This is a genomic window from Pseudomonas sp. FJ2-5-13 (assembly GCF_029201605.1).
GTDB lineage: Bacteria > Pseudomonadota > Gammaproteobacteria > Pseudomonadales > Pseudomonadaceae > Aquipseudomonas > Aquipseudomonas lactis.
Map to the genome: position 1 here is coordinate 5,350,072 of NZ_CP104045.1, position 15,394 is coordinate 5,365,465.

The following is a 15,394-nucleotide window of genomic DNA, read 5'->3' on the forward strand; positions in this document are numbered from 1 at the left end:
CATTCCGCAAGGTACTCAATAGCTCACGCGTGAGATTTTTCCTTACATTTTTCAGCCACCGAAAAGACCCAGCCTACCCCGCCAACTCTCGCTCGATTTGCTCGATGCTAGGCAAGCTCGATTGCAGTTCGGCTGGCAAAGACTCCATCAGTTGATATTGCGCCACACCAATAGGTCGGTTGTTATCGCGCAGTGCATATTCAGCCACCACTTCATTTTTACCCTTGCACAACAAGAGGCCGATAGTCGGGCCATCCTGTGGGTGCTTTATCTCGGCATCCACCGCCGCGAGATAGAAGCTCAGTTTGCCCAGGTGCTCGGGTTTGAATTTGCCCGCTTTGAGTTCTATCACCACATAGCAACGTAGCTTGAGGTGATAGAACAACAGGTCGATGAAGAACTCATCGCCGCCTACATTCAGCAGCACTTGCCGGCCAACGAAGGCAAAACCTGCGCCCAACTCCAACAAGAAGTCAGTGACGTGCTTGATCAGGGCTTTTTCGATCTCGCGCTCTTGCGCATTCAGCCCCAGGCTGAGGAAATCAAAGCGGTACGGGTCTTTGAGGGATTCGCGCGCCAGGTCGGATTGCGCTTTGGGCAGATGGCTTTCGAAGTTGCTGACGGCCTTGCCACTGCGCTCCAGCAGGCGGTTTTCAATGTGCATCACCAGTGTGTTGCGCGACCAGTTATGTTTAACGGCCTGAATGATGTACCAACGACGAGTTTCGGGGCCGGGAAGCTTATCGAGCAGCACCACGTTGTGGCCCCAAGGCAATTGTGCAGCAGCCTGTTGCACAAATTCCGAATCCGGCCAGGCCTCAGCAAAAGCACGCATGTACTTCAAATTGCGCGGCGAAAAGCCCTTGATGTCAGGAAAGGCCGCCCGCAGATCTTGCGCAAGGCGATCGATCACTTTGCTACCCCAACCTTGAGCGTGCTGACGCATCAAAATATCGTGCCCGATCTGCCAGTAGAGCAGCACCAGCTCACGATTAACGGCAATTGATGCACGCTGTTGCGCCTGATGGATACGGCCCTTCAGGTCTGTCAGCCAATCGCCGTAGCCCTCAGGAGGCGCGATCAACCCGATAGAAGTTTCGCTCATGCCTTTTTTACTCTGGTGTTTTCGGCAGGCTAGCCAGCCCACACTACTGTCACAAGCGTTCATGAGCACTTCAGGAAGGGTCCTGCGCACCTCACAGAAAGGTCCTGCTGGCCCTTGACTCTCCCCTATACGGCAACCCCTACCCTGAATGCTCTTTTCAGGACCTATCACCATGAGTCAGCGCATTCTGGTCATTCTTGGCCACCCGTCCGCCGATAGTTTTTGTTCCGCTCTCGCGCACACTTATATCCACGCCGCTAAAACGGCCGGCCACGAAGTCCGCGTCCTGCGCCTGGGTGATCTCAGCTTCGACCCCACCCTTAATCATGGTTATACCAAGGCTCAGACACTGGAACCCGACTTGCTCAGTGCCCAATCCGACATCCTTTGGGCCGAGCACCTGGCGTGGGTTTTCCCTGTCTGGTGGGGCGGAGTCCCGGCTCTGATGAAGGGCTTTATCGACCGCGTTTTCCTCCCCGGCTTTGCCTTCAAATACCGCGCAGGCAAGGCATTCCCAGACAAGCTGTTAAAGGGCCGAACCGCGCACTTGTTAGTGACCCTCGATACGCCGCCGTGGTATTACCGCTGGGTTTATCGCATGCCGGCCATCCACCAGATGCGTCGTACCACACTGGCGCTCTGTGGCATCACGACGAGCAAGACACTGCTGTTGGGGCCGGTACTGGGCTCTACGCTGACGCAGCGGGCCAAGTGGCTGAAACAGGCCAGCGCACTATTTGAAAAAGGGAGTTTTCATGTACATCGGCAAAGCCGCGCAATTGTCCGGCACAACCATCAAGGCGATTCGTCACTATGAGGCGATCGGGCTGATGCCCGCGCCTGCGCGTCAGGGCGGTTATCGCGTTTATACCGAGCAGAATGTCGAGCGGCTGATGTTTATAAAGTGCGCGCAACAGCTGGGGTTCAAGCTCAAGGAATTGCAGGAGATTTTGCTGGGGTACGAGGGTGATGCGCTTCCTTGGGACCGGGCTGAACAAGCCATCGCCGACAAGAAGCGCACGCTGGCCGCGCAAATCGCCGTATTGCGACGGATGCAGGCTGGGCTGATTGCGTTCGAAACCCAACTCAAAGGCGCTCAAGGGGACTGCTCGTCACTCAGTAGCGTCGCCATTTGAAGTAGCCCTTGCGTATGAATTAGCGCCGCCTTTTGCAAGCCCATTGCTCGGTGCCTCCTAGACGATGAGCCGAATACCCAGCACAATCGGCTCACAAAATGAGCCGAATAGACCCTCTATTCGGCTCACGCACCCAGGCACTCATCCATGGATCATCCGAACTGGATCTGGCAACACACCGACTGGCCTCACTTTCACTGGCAGCCTGGGCGGCTGGCGGCCTTGCTGCGCGAGTGTGGGCAGGCCCAAGGCAAGCTACTGGGCATGCTGGGTTCTGTCACCCAGGCAGTCAGCGCGCAGAATGAATTGGATGCCCTGCTGCAAAATATCCTGACCTCTTCGGCCATCGAGGGTGAGCAGTTGAACGTTGGTTCGGTGCGCTCCTCCCTGGCACGACGAATGGGTTTGGAAGCCACGAAGGACGGCCAGGTCAGCCGCCGCAGTGAAGGGCTGGCCGATCTGATGATGGATGCCACCGAGCAATTTGCGCAGCCGTTCACCCTCGCGCGCCTGATGAATTGGCACCATTTGTTGTTCCCAGAGCCTGAGGCAGGCTTTGCCACACGCGAGCTCAGCGTCGGCGCGTTGAGGGGCAATGAGCCGATGCAGGTGGTGTCGGGCAGGCTTGATCGGCCAACCGTGCATTTTGAGGCGCCGCCACGTCACGGCCTGGAGCACGCTGTGGAGGATTTCCTGGAGTGGTTCGAAACCAGTCGCAATCAACCTGAACTGGATCCATTGGTTCGTGCAGGTGTTGCGCACTTCTGGTTCATCACCTTGCATCCTTTCGATGACGGCAATGGTCGCCTGACACGCGCTATCACTGACTTGGCCTTGGCCCAAGGCGAACACCACGCCATTCGCTTTTACGCCATGTCGGCCAGCATCCTGGAGGACCGGGCCGGTTACTACACCGCCTTGGAGTCCAGTCAAAAGGCCACGCTGGATATCACCGACTGGCTGGAATGGTTTCTTAAAACCCTGTTGCGCAGCCTGCAACAGGCGATGACACGGATAGACCGGGTGTTGGCCAAAAGCCGGTTCTGGCAGCAGCACCGTGGCGTCTCGCTCTGCGTCGAGCAAGTCAAGGTACTCAATCGCCTGCTCGAGGGTGGTGAGCGGGGCTTCGAACAGGGCATCAGCGCCGCGCATTACCAAGCGGTGGCCAAAGTGTCCAAGGCCACTGCGACGCGGCACCTGGCAGACCTGCTGGAGAAAAACTGCCTGGTGCGCCTCCCCGGGGGTGGCCGCAGTACGCGTTATCACGTCAATCCCCCTTACGAGTAACCCCCACTCATTTGCCCCAATCCCCCATGTCTGCTAGTGTCGCGCCGGTTTACCGTCTACCGGAATTGCCGCCATGGCCCGCAAAAAAGTTGCACTCGATTTCGAACAATCCCTCGCCGACCTGCAAGCTTTGGTCGAGCGTCTGGAGAACGGCGAGTTGTCGCTGGAAGACTCGTTGACGGCGTTTGAGCAAGGCATCGGCCTGACCCGCGACTGTCAGAGCGCGCTGGCGCAGGCAGAGCAGAAGGTCCAGGTGTTGCTCGAGCGTGACGGCGAGTTGGCCGAAGAACCTTTCGATGCGGAACAGCCGGAATGATCAGCGCGTATCAGGCCAGTAGCCAAGCCCGGGTGAATGCGGCGCTGGAGCCCTTGTTTGTTGCGCCAAGCCCGGAAATGACTCGCCTCTATGAAGCCATGCGCTACAGCGTCATGAATGGTGGCAAGCGTGTGCGGCCGTTGCTGGCCTATGCGGCGTGTGAAGCCCTGGGCGCGCCTGCCGAAGAAGCCAATGGTGCCGCCTGCGCGGTGGAGCTGATCCACGCCTATTCCCTGGTGCATGACGACTTACCGGCAATGGACGACGACGATTTGCGTCGCGGCCAGCCCACGACCCACAAAGCCTTTGATGAAGCCTATGCGATCCTGGCCGGTGACGGCTTGCAGAGCCTGGCGTTCAGCGCATTGCTGGACCCGCGCTTGAGCAGCGTCAACGCCGAGATCCGCCTGCGCATGGTCACCGCCTTGGCCCACGCCGCAGGCCCGGCCGGCATGGTTGGCGGGCAAGCCATCGACATGGGCTCGGTCAGCCTCAAGCTGGATCAAAAAGCCCTCGAGCACATGCACCGCCACAAAACCGGAGCGCTGATTGAAGCGGCCGTGCATCTAGGCGCCTTGGCCAGTGGCCGCGCCGACGCCGAGCACTTGGCGGCCCTGCAGACCTATTCCCGCGCGATCGGCCTGGCCTTCCAGGTGCAGGACGATATTCTCGACGTGGAAAGTGACACCGCCACCCTCGGTAAACGCCAAGGCGCCGATATCGCACGGGACAAGCCGACTTATCCTGCGTTGCTCGGGCTGCAAGCCGCCAAGGCGTATGCCATCGAGCTGCGCGACCAGGCCCTGGACGCCCTGCGACCTTTCGACGCGGCGGCCGAGCCACTGCGTGACCTGGCGCGGTATATCGTCGAACGTCGCCACTGACAGCCGCGGCCATTTGCGCCGCATATCGGCCAAGTTCGGCGCTCTGCGTGGGCAGTTTGCACGGCTTGAGGTAAACTGCCGCCTCTTCTATACCTATAACGATTCGCCTGATGCCCACGACGTTTCAAGAGATTCCCCGCAAACGCCCGTCCACGCCCCTGCTCGACCGTGCTGCCACGCCGGACGGCCTGCGTCGACTGGGTGAAGCCGAGCTGGAAACCCTGGCCGATGAGCTGCGCCTGGAATTGCTCTACACGGTCGGCCAGACCGGTGGGCATTTTGGCGCCGGGCTGGGCGTGATCGAGCTGACCATCGCCTTGCATTACGTGTTCGACACCCCGGACGACCGGCTGGTGTGGGACGTGGGCCATCAGGCGTATCCGCATAAAATCCTCACCGGCCGTCGCGAGCGCATGGCCAGCCTGCGCCAGAAGGACGGCCTGGCCGCCTTCCCGCGCCGTGCCGAGAGCGAGTACGACACCTTTGGCGTCGGCCACTCCAGCACCTCCATCAGCGCAGCGCTGGGCATGGCGATTGCCGCCCGCCTGCAAGGCAGTGAGCGCAAGGCGATTGCGGTGATTGGTGATGGCGCGCTGACCGCCGGCATGGCCTTCGAAGCGCTGAACCATGCGCCGGAAGTGGACGCCAACATGTTGGTGATCCTCAACGACAACGACATGTCGATTTCGCGCAACGTGGGTGGCCTGTCCAATTACCTGGCGAAGATCCTCTCCAGCCGTACCTATGCCAGCATGCGCGAAGGCAGCAAGAAAGTGCTGTCGCGTCTGCCTGGCGCGTGGGAAATCGCGCGTCGCACCGAAGAATATGCCAAGGGCATGCTGGTCCCCGGCACGCTGTTCGAAGAGCTGGGCTGGAACTACATCGGCCCTATCGACGGCCACGACCTGCCCACCCTGATCGCCACGTTGCGCAACATGCGCGACCTCAAGGGCCCGCAGTTCCTGCATATCGTCACCAAGAAAGGCAAAGGTTTCGCTCCGGCGGAAGTCGACCCGATTGGTTACCACGCGATCACCAAACTCGAACCCCTCGATGCCCCCGCCGCCGCGCCGAAAAAGGCCAGCGGGCCGAAGTATTCCGGGGTGTTTGGCGAATGGCTGTGCGACATGGCCGCCGCCGACCCGCGCCTGGTGGGTGTGACCCCGGCGATGAAGGAAGGCTCCGACCTGGTGGCGTTCAGCGAGCGTTTCCCGCTGCGTTACTTCGATGTGGCGATTGCCGAGCAACACGCCGTGACCTTCGCGGCCGGCATGGCCTGCGAAGGCGCCAAACCGGTGGTGGCGATCTACTCCACCTTCCTGCAACGCGGTTATGACCAGTTGGTTCACGATGTAGCGGTACAGAACCTCGACGTGCTGTTCGCCATCGACCGTGCCGGCCTGGTGGGCGAAGACGGCCCGACACATGCGGGCAGCTTCGACCTGTCGTACCTGCGTTGCATCCCCGGCATGCTGGTGATGACACCGAGCGACGAAAACGAACTGCGCAAGATGCTCAGCACCGGCCACCTGTACAACGGCCCGGCCGCTGTGCGGTACCCGCGCGGCACTGGCCCCAACGCCGTGATCGAAAAAGACCTGGAGCCGATTGAAATCGGTAAAGGCATTGTGCGTCGCCAAGGCAGCAAAACTGCGTTCCTGGTGTTTGGCGTGCAACTGGCCGAAGCCTTGAAAGTCGCCGAGAAGATCGACGCCACTGTGGTCGATATGCGGTTCGTCAAGCCACTGGACGAAACACTGGTACGCGAAATTGCCGCCAGCCATGAGTTGCTGGTGACCGTCGAAGAAAACGCCATCATGGGCGGCGCCGGTGCGGCGGTCAGCGAGCTCCTGGCGCGGGAGAATATCCTCAAGTCGGTGCTGCATCTGGGCTTGCCGGATGTGTACGTCGAACACGCCAAGCCGGCGCAGATGCTGGCTGAGTGCGGGCTGGATGAGGCGGGTATCGAGGCGTCTGTCCGCGAGCGTTTGGCGCTACTAAATCTGTAATCAGCCCAAACTGTGGGAGCTGGCTTGCCTGCGATGACGGCGGCACATTCGCTAACAATGTGTCAGATACACCGCTATCGCAGGCAAGCCAGCTCCCACAGTGGTTTTGCATGACATTCGAATGCTATGGACAGCCCATGAAACGCCTGTGCCTTGCCCTGCTACTGCTCCCCTGCGCCGACCTGCTCGCCGACACCCGCGACCAGGCCCTGAAGCTCTCCGACGTGGTTATCAGCGCCAACCGCCAAGTCCAGGCGCGTAACGACAGCAGCGCCGCCAACACTGTATTCACCCGCGCCGACATCGACCGCCTGCAACCCACCAGCGTCACCGACCTGCTCAGCCGCGTGCCGGGCGTGCAAGTTGCGCCAACCGGTGGGCGTGGCAGTTTGCCGGGGATTTTTATTCGCGGCACCAAGTCGGCGCAGAGCCTGGTGCTGGTGGACGGCCAACGCATCGCCAACACCACCTCCGGCGACAGCGGCTTGCAATACCTCAACGTCGATCAGATTGAACGGGTGGAAGTGCTGCGCGGTTCGCGTTCGGTGATTTACGGCAGCGATGCGATTGGTGGGGTGATTCAGGTGTTCACCCGGCGCAATGCCGAGCAAGGCTTGCAGCCGCGCTTGAAACTGGGGTTTGGCAGCAACCAGACCTGGGAGCGCAGCCTGGGCCTGTCGGGCGGCGATGAACACACGCGTTTCAACCTGGGCGCGAGCCTGGATGAAACTGCCGGTATCAACGCGAGCCACGCGTCGTTTCCCAGTGATGGCGACCATGATGCCTACCGCAATCAGTCGATCAGCCTGAACCTCAGCCATTCGTTCAGCGATGAGCTGGAGGCGGGCTTCAACCTGTTGGATAACCGTGGCAAGTCGGAGTATGACAACAGTTATGGCCGCTACGACGGTGCCACCGGGCAGAGCCTCGGCCAGAAACCCTACACCGACTACACAGTGAGCAGCGCCAGCGGCTATGTCGATGCCAAGCTCAATGACAGCTGGCAGTCGCGCCTGGAGCTGGGCCACAGTGAAAACCGCGACACCAAGCGCGATACCCTCAGCGATGATTACAGTGCATTCAACACCTACCGCGACTCGGTCAATTGGCAGAACGACCTGACCCTGGATGAGCAAAACAGCCTGATCGTCGGCGGCGATTGGTACGAAGACCGTTTCCACGGTTCCACCACCTTTACCGAGAACAGCCGCTGGAACCGGGCGGCCTTTGTGCAGCACCGTTTCAAGAGCCAGTGGTTTTCCACCGAGCTGGGCCTGCGCCGCGACCAGAACCAGCAGTTCGGCGGCCAGAACAGTTGGAGCGGCACCCTGACCGTGCCGGTCAACCCTGACAATGACCTGCTCCTGAGCTACAGCGAAGGCTTCCGCGCGCCGACCTTCAATGACCTCTATTACCCCGACACGCAGTACAGCAACCCCAATCTGCAGCCTGAGACCTCAAAGAGCTACGAACTACAATGGCGCAGCCAACTGACCGACAGCGCACGCCTGGAAGCCTCGCTGTATCGCACTGATCTGAGCGACGCGATCATCCTTGACGCTGGCAAGCCGCAAAACGTGGCGGCGGCGCGGATCAACGGCTTTGAAGCGGCGCTCAAGCAGGAACTGTTTGGCTGGCAGGGCAACCTGGGCCTGTCGCTTATCGACCCGCGTGACCGTGACAGCGGCCACACCCTGGCACGTCGCGCACGGCGCACGGTGAACCTGGATCTGGACCGACAATTTGATCAGCTCGGTCTCGGCGCCAGCTGGCAGGCGATCAGCAGCAGCTACGACGATGAAGCCAACCGCAACCGTCTGGGCGGTTATGCCTTGTTGGGGCTGCGCAGTAGTTGGGCGTTGAACCGGGAGGTGTCGTTGTCGCTGAAGGTGGATAACGTGCTGGATAAGTCTTATGCACGGGCGAAGTACAGCTACCTCGGCGAGGCTCAGAATTATCGTGAAGAAGGTCGGGTGTGGATGGTTGGGCTGACATGGACACCTGAGTTCTGAGGGGCCTGCACCGATGTCATCGCAGGCAAGCCAGCTCCCACAATTGAAATGCATTCCCCTGTGGGAGCTGGCTTGCCTGCGATAGCGGTTTCACAGGTTAGGTGATAAAACCTGACACAACCGCCCCACCGCCTCCAACATCTGCCCACTCGGCCGCTCCAGGCCCTTGTCCGGCACTAACCGTACCCGAGCAGCCATCATTGGCCATGCCTTCCAAGCGTCCTTCTGAGCCTGATCCCCCACCAGGATCACCTCCGGATCACGCGCCAGCACCGACTCGATATTCACCTGCGGCGCCGGCAACTTCAGGTCATCAAACACATTGCGCGCCCCGCACACACTGAGGGCATCGCTGATGATCTGCCCACCGCCCACGGTGTACAGCGGCTGGTTCCACACTTGGTAGAACACCCGCAGCGGCTCAGCCCGTTGGTAGCGCTGGCGTAATTCGGCCAAGCGCTGGCGCAATTGTGCAGCACGCTCTCGCCCTGCCTCAGCGCGGCCCAATTGCTCGGCAATGGCCTGCACCTGCGTGGTCAGTTGTTCAAGGCTATGGGGTTCGGCGACGTACACCGGGATATTCAACCGCTGGAGCTGCTCGCGCTGGGCCGGGCCAACACTGCCAGGCCACAGCAGGATCAGGTCGGGTTTGAGGCTGAGCAGGCGCTCCATGTCCAACTGGCCGTAATGCCCGACCGAGGGCACCTTCGCCAACGCCACCGGGCGCTCACCACCATCAAGTACGCCAACCAGCAAGTCGTCGGCGCCCAGTTCAAGCACGATTTCAGACAGTGACGGCGCCAGGCTGACAACTCGCTCGACCGCCCAGCCCTGGGCACTGAATACCAGCAGCAGCGCCAGCCAGTAGCGCTTCATCCCAACTGACGCGGTATGCGATAGAGGTAGAACAGCACCAGCGTCGACAACGCCAACAGAAACAGCGGCACCGCCTCCAGGCCGACGAATACCGCCAGCGCACCGATCCAGGCAGGCAGCGCGGCCACCAGCAAGGCCGTGCGCCGTCGCGCCGCCAGGGTGATCCAGGCTGCGGGCTCTTCAGCAGTATCAAGGGCTTTGGAGGTGGCGATCAGTGCGTGTTTATAAGCATGAAAATAACGCAGGCTGAGAAACATCGAGGCCACGCCGGCGATGAAAAACGGCATGGCCAAGACGGGCAACAAGGATTCAGCACGACCAAATAGCAGGTTGATCACAAACAAAGGCAGCAATGCCAGGGCCAGGTACTGCCACCAATTGAAGGACAGGCGCCGTTTCACCTGGCCACGGGTCACGCGCGGTCGACCTCGCCCTGGTGCTCGTTGCCCATCATATGGTCGAGCTTGCTGGCCTTGGTGGCCAGGTAGAGTTTGTTGTGCGGGTTGTGCCCGGTGTGCAGCGGCACGCGCTCGGCCACGGTGATGCCCATCTCGGTCAAGGCTTTGACCTTGCGGGGGTTGTTGGTCATCAGGCGCAGGGATTTGACCCCCAGGTGCTCGAGCATCGGCAGGCAGATGGCGTAGTCGCGCTGGTCGGCAGCAAAGCCCAGACGCTCGTTGGCCTCCACGGTATCGGCGCCGCCGTCTTGCAGTTCGTAGGCGCGGATCTTGTTCAACAGGCCAATGCCGCGGCCTTCCTGACGCAAGTACAGCAACACGCCACGGCCTTCACGGGCGATGGCCTGCAGTGCGGCCTCCAGTTGCGAGCCGCAGTCACAGCGCTGGCTGAACAGCGCATCGCCGGTCAGGCACTCGGAATGCACACGCCCCAGCACCGGCTCCCCATCGGTAATGTCACCGAGGCTGAGCACAACGTGCTCGCGCCCGGTGGCTTCTTCAAGAAAGCCGTTCATGGTGAACGTGGCAAAAGGGGTAGGCAGCTTGGAAGCGGCGACGAAAACGACGGGCACCGTGTGCTCCTGATTTCAGATTTCACAGAGGCGGGCATTGTAACAGCACGTTCCTACAGACGCTTAAGCTGAATTATCGCTGATAAAGATCAATAGGTTCGATTGGCCTTTGAGTCAGTTCTATGGGCGTCAGAACGGATACGGCTGTTTCCAGCGCTCGAAAATCGCTTTCAACTCACCGGTCTTGACCAGGCTGGCCAGACGCTGGTCATACACGCCCATCAATGCCCTGCCGCGCTCGGTGTCGGCAAAACCTATGTAGAGCGGCAATTCAGCGATATGGGTGAGCTTGAATGGTGTCGGGTCTTGGGACTGACTGAGCACGTATTGGGCTTCGGTGAGAGCATCGATATAGAAATCGGCGCGACCGTGTTGCAACATCGGCAGAATGCCGTCACGCCGCTCGATTTGGTTGAAGCGCTGCACGTTGGGCAGGTACCCCTCGTATTTGTAGCCACGCACCCAGGCCAGGCGGTACTTGCCCAAGGTCGCCAGGGTCGGCGTGGGTGCAGTGGCCAGCCCGAGGGCATAGACGTGATCGGCGTCGAAGTTCCAGCGAGGGTAAAGCACCCCGCTGGCCTCATCGCGATAGGTGCCGACACACCCATCCACCTCACCACGCTGGGCCAGGCCAATCGAGCGGGTGTAGGGCACGCTGCGGGTGTGCACGGTGATGCCAGCCGGTTCAAAGACTTGGCGCAACACGTCCCAGGCCAGGCCGCTGCCATCTTTGTTGGTGTAGTCGTTCCATTCCTCACTGGCCAGCACGATTTTGCCGGGCACGGGAGTGCTCGCCTGGGCCAGGGAAGCGAAGGTACACAGCACGATCAGCAGCCAGCGGCATGCAGCCATGGTCACGGCCTCTTACTCGGGATAATCGTATAAAGGGTAGCGCAGAGCGCCGGCTTAGGGCGTCTGGCGAAAATGCTGGTAGCCGCGCACAGCCGGGGTGATGTCCTGGCCGTCGCCGTCGAGCAGCGTCACGCCCTGCCCCGCTTCGACTCGGCCGACCACATGCACTGGCCAGCCAGCGGCCTGCAACGGTGCCAACTGGGACGGTGGCAAGGTGAACGCCAGCACATAGTCGTCGCCCCCACTCAACGCCGCCACGTGAGCCTGGTCTTCACCGACAAACGCCAGCAACGCCTCGGACAACGGCAACCGGTGGCGCTCAACCACCAGGCGCACCGCTGACGCCTTGGCGATATGCCCGCAATCGGCCAGCAGCCCATCGGAGATATCCATGGCCGCTGTCGCCTTGCCCCGCAGCGCAAGCCCCAGGGACAACTGCGGTTGCGGCGACCAGTAATGCGCCAGCAGCGGCTCGGCGATTGCTGCGTCAGCCGTGCGTTGCCCCAATACCAGCGGCAACGCGCCAGCGGCATTACCTAACTCGCCGCCGACACACAGCAAATCACCCGGCTGAGCACCGCTGCGCGTCAAGGCCTGGCCAGCCGGCACGCGGCCGAACACGGTCAGGGTGAGGCTCAGCGGCCCACGGGTGGTATCGCCGCCCACCAGGCCCACGCCGCAGCTTTGCGCCATGGCGTTCAAGCCTTGGGCATAGCGTTGCAGCCAATCGGCTTCGACGCTCGGCGTGGTCAGGGCAAGGGTAAAGGCGAGGGGGTGGGCGCCCATGGCGGCCAGGTCGCTCACCGCCACGGCCAGCGAGCGCTGGCCGAGCAGGAACGGGTCACAGGGGTCGGCAAAATGCACCCCTGCTACCAGCGTATCGGTAGAGACTGCCAGTTGCTCCCCAGCGGGAAGCGCCAGCAAGGCGCAGTCGTCGCCGATCCCCAGGGCAATGCCTTCGCCGCCTTGCGCACAGGGCGCAGCGGCGAAGTAGGTGCGGATCAGCTCAAACTCACCCATTGAAGACTCAAGCGCAGATTAGCGCTTGTGTTCCTTCACTTCGGCTTCACGCAGGCGCGGGGCCAGCTTGTCGAGCACGCCGTTGACGAATTTGTGGCCGTCGGTCGAACCGTAGACTTTCGCCAGTTCGATGCCTTCGTTGATCACGACGCGGTACGGCACGTCGACGCGCTTGAGCAGCTCCCAGGTGGACAGACGCATCACGCACAGTTCAACCGGGTCGAGTTCTTTGATGGTCAGGTCCAGGCATGGCGCCAAGGCTGTGTCGATCTCGGTCAGGTTGGCGTGCACACCATGAAGGATGTCGTGGAAGTAGCTCTGGTCGGCGAAGGTGAAATCGTTATCGACGCGAAACTGTGCCTCGATTTCGTTCAGCGAAGCGCCCGCCAGGTGACGCTGGTACAGCGCCTGGGTCGCAAGTTGACGCGCCTTGCGACGCTTCTCGCTCTTGGACGGCTTGCCCGCATCGGCAGGACGCGGCTCCTGAGGGTTGAACTGATCGCTTTCGTCGGAAATCACTTGGCCTCCAACTGCGACAGCAGGCTGACCATTTCCAGGGCGGACAAGGCAGCTTCGGCGCCTTTGTTACCGGCCTTGGTGCCGGAACGCTCGATGGCTTGCTCGATGGAATCCACGGTCAGTACGCCGAAAGCGACTGGCACGCCGAACTCCATGGACACCTGGGCCAGGCCCTTGGTGCATTCGCCGGCCACGTATTCGAAGTGCGGGGTACCGCCACGAATCACCGCGCCCAGGGCGATGATCGCCGCGTATTCACCCTGCTGAGCAACTTTTTGCGCAACCAGTGGAATTTCGAAGGCGCCAGGCGCGCGGATAAGGGTGATATCGCTCTCGCTCACACCGTGGCGAACCAGGGCGTCAACCGCACCGCTCACCAGGCTTTCAACCACGAAGCTGTTGAAGCGGCCAACCACCAGGGCATAGCGGCCTTTGGGGGCGATGAAGGTACCTTCGATGGTCTTCAGGGTCATTCGACAAATCTCTTAAAGAGCCGGGACGCGAAAAGTGCGTCCCTCAGTGATGATTTAACCGCGAACAAGGGGCAAGAATCGCCGGCCTTTATTCGGAGGGCACGTATTCTACAACTTCCAGGTCGAATCCGGATATCGCATTAAATTTCATCGGTGCGCTCATCAGGCGCATTTTGCGCACACCCAGGTCGCGCAGGATCTGCGAACCGGCACCGACGATGCTGTAGGTGGTCGGCTTTTTCACCGGCACGGCATCAGCGGTTTCGCGGATATGCGCCAGCAATACATCGCCGTCCAGCGGGTGACCGAGCAACAGCACCACACCGCTGCCCGCCTCGGAAACCGCGGCCATGGCGGCGCGCAGGCTCCAGCGGCCCGGCTGCTTGACCATCAACAGGTCACGCAGGGGGTCCATGTTGTGCACGCGTACCAGGGTCGGTTCTTCGGCGCAAATGTTGCCCAGGGTCAGGGCCATGTGCACGTCGCCTTCCACTGAATCACGGTAGGTCACCAAATTGAATTGGCCCAGTTCGCTGTCCAGTGGCTGCTCGGCAATCCGCTGAACGGTACGTTCGTGGATCATGCGGTAGTGAATCAGGTCGGCGATGGTGCCGATCTTGAGATTGTGTTCGGCGGCAAAGGCTTCGAGTTCAGTACGACGGGCCATGGTGCCATCATCGTTCATCACTTCGCAGATCACCCCGCTTGGCTCGAAACCGGCCATGCGCGCCAAATCGCAGGCGGCTTCGGTGTGGCCGGCACGGGCCAGGGTACCGCCCGGCTGGGCCATCAGCGGGAAGATGTGGCCCGGGCTGACGATATCTTCGGCCTTGGCGTCTTTCGCAGCGGCGGCTTGCACGGTGCGGGCGCGGTCAGCGGCGGAAATGCCGGTGGTGACGCCCGTGGTGGCTTCAATGGATACGGTGAACTTGGTGCCAAAACCCGAGCCATTGCGCGGCGCCATCAGGGGCAGCTTGAGCAATTCGCAGCGTTCGCGGCTCATGGGCATGCAGATCAGCCCACGGGCGTGCTTGGCCATGAAGTTGATGTGCTCGGGCTTGCACGCCTCGGCGGCCATGATGATATCGCCTTCGTTCTCGCGATCTTCGTCATCCATGAGGATGACCATCTTGCCTTGGCGGATGTCTTCAACCAGTTCTTCGATGCTATTGAGCGCCACGCGGCACCCCCTTGGTCAGGATTTCAGGTAGCCGTTAGCGGCCAGAAAACTTTCGGTGATGTTACCGGCTGCAGGCTCTGCGGCCTTTTCGCCCAGCAACAGGCGCTCCAGGTAACGGGCAAGCAAGTCCACTTCCAGGTTCACCCGGCGGCCCGGCTGGTACGAGGCCATGATGGTTTCGCTGAGGGTGTGGGGAATGATGGTCAGTTCAAATTCGGCGCCATTCACGGCGTTCACGGTCAGGCTGGTGCCATCGACGGTGATCGAGCCTTTGTGTGCGATGTACTTGGCCAGCTCTTTGGGCGCGCGGATACGGAATTCCACGGCGCGGGCGTTTTCGCTGCGCGCGACCACTTCGCCGACACCGTCGACATGGCCGCTGACCAGGTGACCGCCCAGGCGGGTGGTCGGCGTCAGGGCTTTTTCCAGGTTGACCGGGCTGCCGGCCTTGAGGTCGTTCATCGCGGTGCAGTCCAGGGTTTCCCGGCTGACATCGGCAGCAAAGCCGTTGCCCGGCAGCTCGATGACGGTCAGGCACACGCCGCTGACGGCGATGCTGTCGCCCAGCTTGACGTCGCCGAGGTCCAGCTTGCCGGTTTCAACCAGCAGGCGGACATCCCCGCCTTTGGGGGTCATTGCACGGATGCTGCCGATGGATTCGATAATGCCGGTGAACATTTCGTTCTCCTGAAAAC

General features: G+C 61.1%; 17 protein-coding genes. 7 read left to right on the forward strand and 10 right to left on the reverse strand.

Annotated features, from left to right (window positions below):
• Positions 1-73 precede the first annotated feature (73 nt).
• Complete coding sequence (locus N2A98_RS23655; protein WP_047711873.1) at positions 74-1,105, reverse strand: PDDEXK nuclease domain-containing protein; 1,032 nt, start codon at positions 1,103-1,105, stop codon at positions 74-76.
• A gap of 172 nt (positions 1,106-1,277) precedes the next feature.
• Between N2A98_RS23655 and N2A98_RS23660 the strand changes: the two genes are divergently transcribed.
• From N2A98_RS23660 to N2A98_RS23690, 7 genes are all read left to right on the forward strand, one after another.
• Positions 1,278-1,922: an NAD(P)H-dependent oxidoreductase gene (locus N2A98_RS23660; protein ID WP_275622725.1), complete on the forward strand. Its 645-nt coding sequence runs from the start codon at positions 1,278-1,280 to the stop codon at positions 1,920-1,922.
• Positions 1,861-2,241 (forward strand): MerR family transcriptional regulator, encoded by a 381-nt coding sequence (locus N2A98_RS23665; RefSeq protein ID WP_078803910.1) that lies wholly within the window; start codon positions 1,861-1,863, stop codon positions 2,239-2,241. The genes N2A98_RS23660 and N2A98_RS23665 overlap by 62 nt, the downstream gene beginning before the upstream one ends.
• Before the next feature lie 147 nt (positions 2,242-2,388).
• A complete protein-coding gene (locus tag N2A98_RS23670) occupies positions 2,389-3,528 on the forward strand; it encodes a Fic family protein (protein WP_044269036.1) in 1,140 nt (379 codons plus the stop codon).
• A 73-nt stretch (positions 3,529-3,601) separates the two neighbouring features.
• Entirely contained in the window at positions 3,602-3,844 is a 243-nt protein-coding gene (locus N2A98_RS23675; protein ID WP_003194556.1) for an exodeoxyribonuclease VII small subunit, read from the forward strand.
• The gene (gene ispA, locus N2A98_RS23680) at positions 3,841-4,728 is read left to right on the forward strand and encodes a (2E,6E)-farnesyl diphosphate synthase (RefSeq protein ID WP_044269038.1); all 888 of its coding nucleotides are present in this window, start codon (positions 3,841-3,843) and stop codon (positions 4,726-4,728) included. The genes N2A98_RS23675 and ispA overlap by 4 nt, the downstream gene beginning before the upstream one ends.
• 110 nt (positions 4,729-4,838) lie before the next feature.
• A complete protein-coding gene (gene dxs, locus N2A98_RS23685; RefSeq protein ID WP_275622726.1) occupies positions 4,839-6,737 on the forward strand; it encodes a 1-deoxy-D-xylulose-5-phosphate synthase in 1,899 nt (632 codons plus the stop codon).
• A gap of 137 nt (positions 6,738-6,874) precedes the next feature.
• Positions 6,875-8,749: a TonB-dependent receptor gene (locus N2A98_RS23690; protein WP_047711876.1), complete on the forward strand. Its 1,875-nt coding sequence runs from the start codon at positions 6,875-6,877 to the stop codon at positions 8,747-8,749.
• Between the two features lie 90 nt (positions 8,750-8,839).
• On the opposite strand, the gene N2A98_RS23695 is transcribed toward N2A98_RS23690, so the two are convergent.
• From N2A98_RS23695 to N2A98_RS23735, 9 genes are all read right to left on the reverse strand, one after another.
• Complete coding sequence (locus N2A98_RS23695) at positions 8,840-9,625, reverse strand: cobalamin-binding protein (protein WP_047711877.1); 786 nt, start codon at positions 9,623-9,625, stop codon at positions 8,840-8,842.
• Complete coding sequence (locus N2A98_RS23700; protein ID WP_044269046.1) at positions 9,622-10,041, reverse strand: hypothetical protein; 420 nt, start codon at positions 10,039-10,041, stop codon at positions 9,622-9,624. The genes N2A98_RS23695 and N2A98_RS23700 overlap by 4 nt, the downstream gene beginning before the upstream one ends.
• The gene (gene ribA, locus N2A98_RS23705; protein ID WP_003194569.1) at positions 10,038-10,655 is read right to left on the reverse strand and encodes a GTP cyclohydrolase II; all 618 of its coding nucleotides are present in this window, start codon (positions 10,653-10,655) and stop codon (positions 10,038-10,040) included. Before ribA ends, N2A98_RS23700 begins: the two co-directional genes overlap by 4 nt.
• 129 nt (positions 10,656-10,784) lie before the next feature.
• Entirely contained in the window at positions 10,785-11,507 is a 723-nt protein-coding gene (locus N2A98_RS23710; RefSeq protein ID WP_275622727.1) for a transporter substrate-binding domain-containing protein, read from the reverse strand.
• 54 nt (positions 11,508-11,561) lie between these two features.
• Positions 11,562-12,527, reverse strand: a complete 966-nt coding sequence (gene thiL, locus N2A98_RS23715) for a thiamine-phosphate kinase (RefSeq protein WP_078803915.1) — start codon at positions 12,525-12,527, stop codon at positions 11,562-11,564.
• A gap of 18 nt (positions 12,528-12,545) precedes the next feature.
• Positions 12,546-13,046, reverse strand: coding sequence for a transcription antitermination factor NusB (gene nusB, locus N2A98_RS23720; RefSeq protein WP_275622728.1), 501 nt, complete (start codon positions 13,044-13,046; stop codon positions 12,546-12,548).
• A complete protein-coding gene (ribE, locus tag N2A98_RS23725) occupies positions 13,043-13,519 on the reverse strand; it encodes a 6,7-dimethyl-8-ribityllumazine synthase (protein WP_003194576.1) in 477 nt (158 codons plus the stop codon). Before ribE ends, nusB begins: the two co-directional genes overlap by 4 nt.
• Before the next feature lie 88 nt (positions 13,520-13,607).
• Positions 13,608-14,699 carry a bifunctional 3,4-dihydroxy-2-butanone-4-phosphate synthase/GTP cyclohydrolase II gene (gene ribBA, locus N2A98_RS23730; RefSeq protein WP_003194579.1) on the reverse strand — a complete coding sequence of 364 codons (1,092 nt, stop codon included), beginning with the start codon at positions 14,697-14,699 and terminating at the stop codon, positions 13,608-13,610.
• Positions 14,700-14,714: 15 nt separating this feature from the next.
• Positions 14,715-15,377, reverse strand: a complete 663-nt coding sequence (locus tag N2A98_RS23735) for a riboflavin synthase (RefSeq protein WP_044269053.1) — start codon at positions 15,375-15,377, stop codon at positions 14,715-14,717.
• Positions 15,378-15,394: the final 17 nt, after the last annotated feature.

Coding starts and splice junctions, on each gene's coding strand:
- N2A98_RS23655 (WP_047711873.1), bottom strand. CDS start 1,105: ATGAGCGAAACTTCTATCGGGTTGATCGCGCCTCCTGAGGGCTACGGC.
- N2A98_RS23660 (WP_275622725.1), top strand. CDS start 1,278: ATGAGTCAGCGCATTCTGGTCATTCTTGGCCACCCGTCCGCCGATAGT.
- N2A98_RS23690 (WP_047711876.1), top strand. CDS start 6,875: ATGAAACGCCTGTGCCTTGCCCTGCTACTGCTCCCCTGCGCCGACCTG.
- N2A98_RS23735 (WP_044269053.1), bottom strand. CDS start 15,377: ATGTTCACCGGCATTATCGAATCCATCGGCAGCATCCGTGCAATGACC.
- N2A98_RS23665 (WP_078803910.1), top strand. CDS start 1,861: ATGTACATCGGCAAAGCCGCGCAATTGTCCGGCACAACCATCAAGGCG.
- dxs (WP_275622726.1), top strand. CDS start 4,839: ATGCCCACGACGTTTCAAGAGATTCCCCGCAAACGCCCGTCCACGCCC.
- N2A98_RS23710 (WP_275622727.1), bottom strand. CDS start 11,507: ATGGCTGCATGCCGCTGGCTGCTGATCGTGCTGTGTACCTTCGCTTCC.
- N2A98_RS23675 (WP_003194556.1), top strand. CDS start 3,602: ATGGCCCGCAAAAAAGTTGCACTCGATTTCGAACAATCCCTCGCCGAC.
- N2A98_RS23695 (WP_047711877.1), bottom strand. CDS start 9,625: ATGAAGCGCTACTGGCTGGCGCTGCTGCTGGTATTCAGTGCCCAGGGC.
- ispA (WP_044269038.1), top strand. CDS start 3,841: ATGATCAGCGCGTATCAGGCCAGTAGCCAAGCCCGGGTGAATGCGGCG.
- thiL (WP_078803915.1), bottom strand. CDS start 12,527: ATGGGTGAGTTTGAGCTGATCCGCACCTACTTCGCCGCTGCGCCCTGT.
- N2A98_RS23670 (WP_044269036.1), top strand. CDS start 2,389: ATGGATCATCCGAACTGGATCTGGCAACACACCGACTGGCCTCACTTT.
- ribE (WP_003194576.1), bottom strand. CDS start 13,519: ATGACCCTGAAGACCATCGAAGGTACCTTCATCGCCCCCAAAGGCCGC.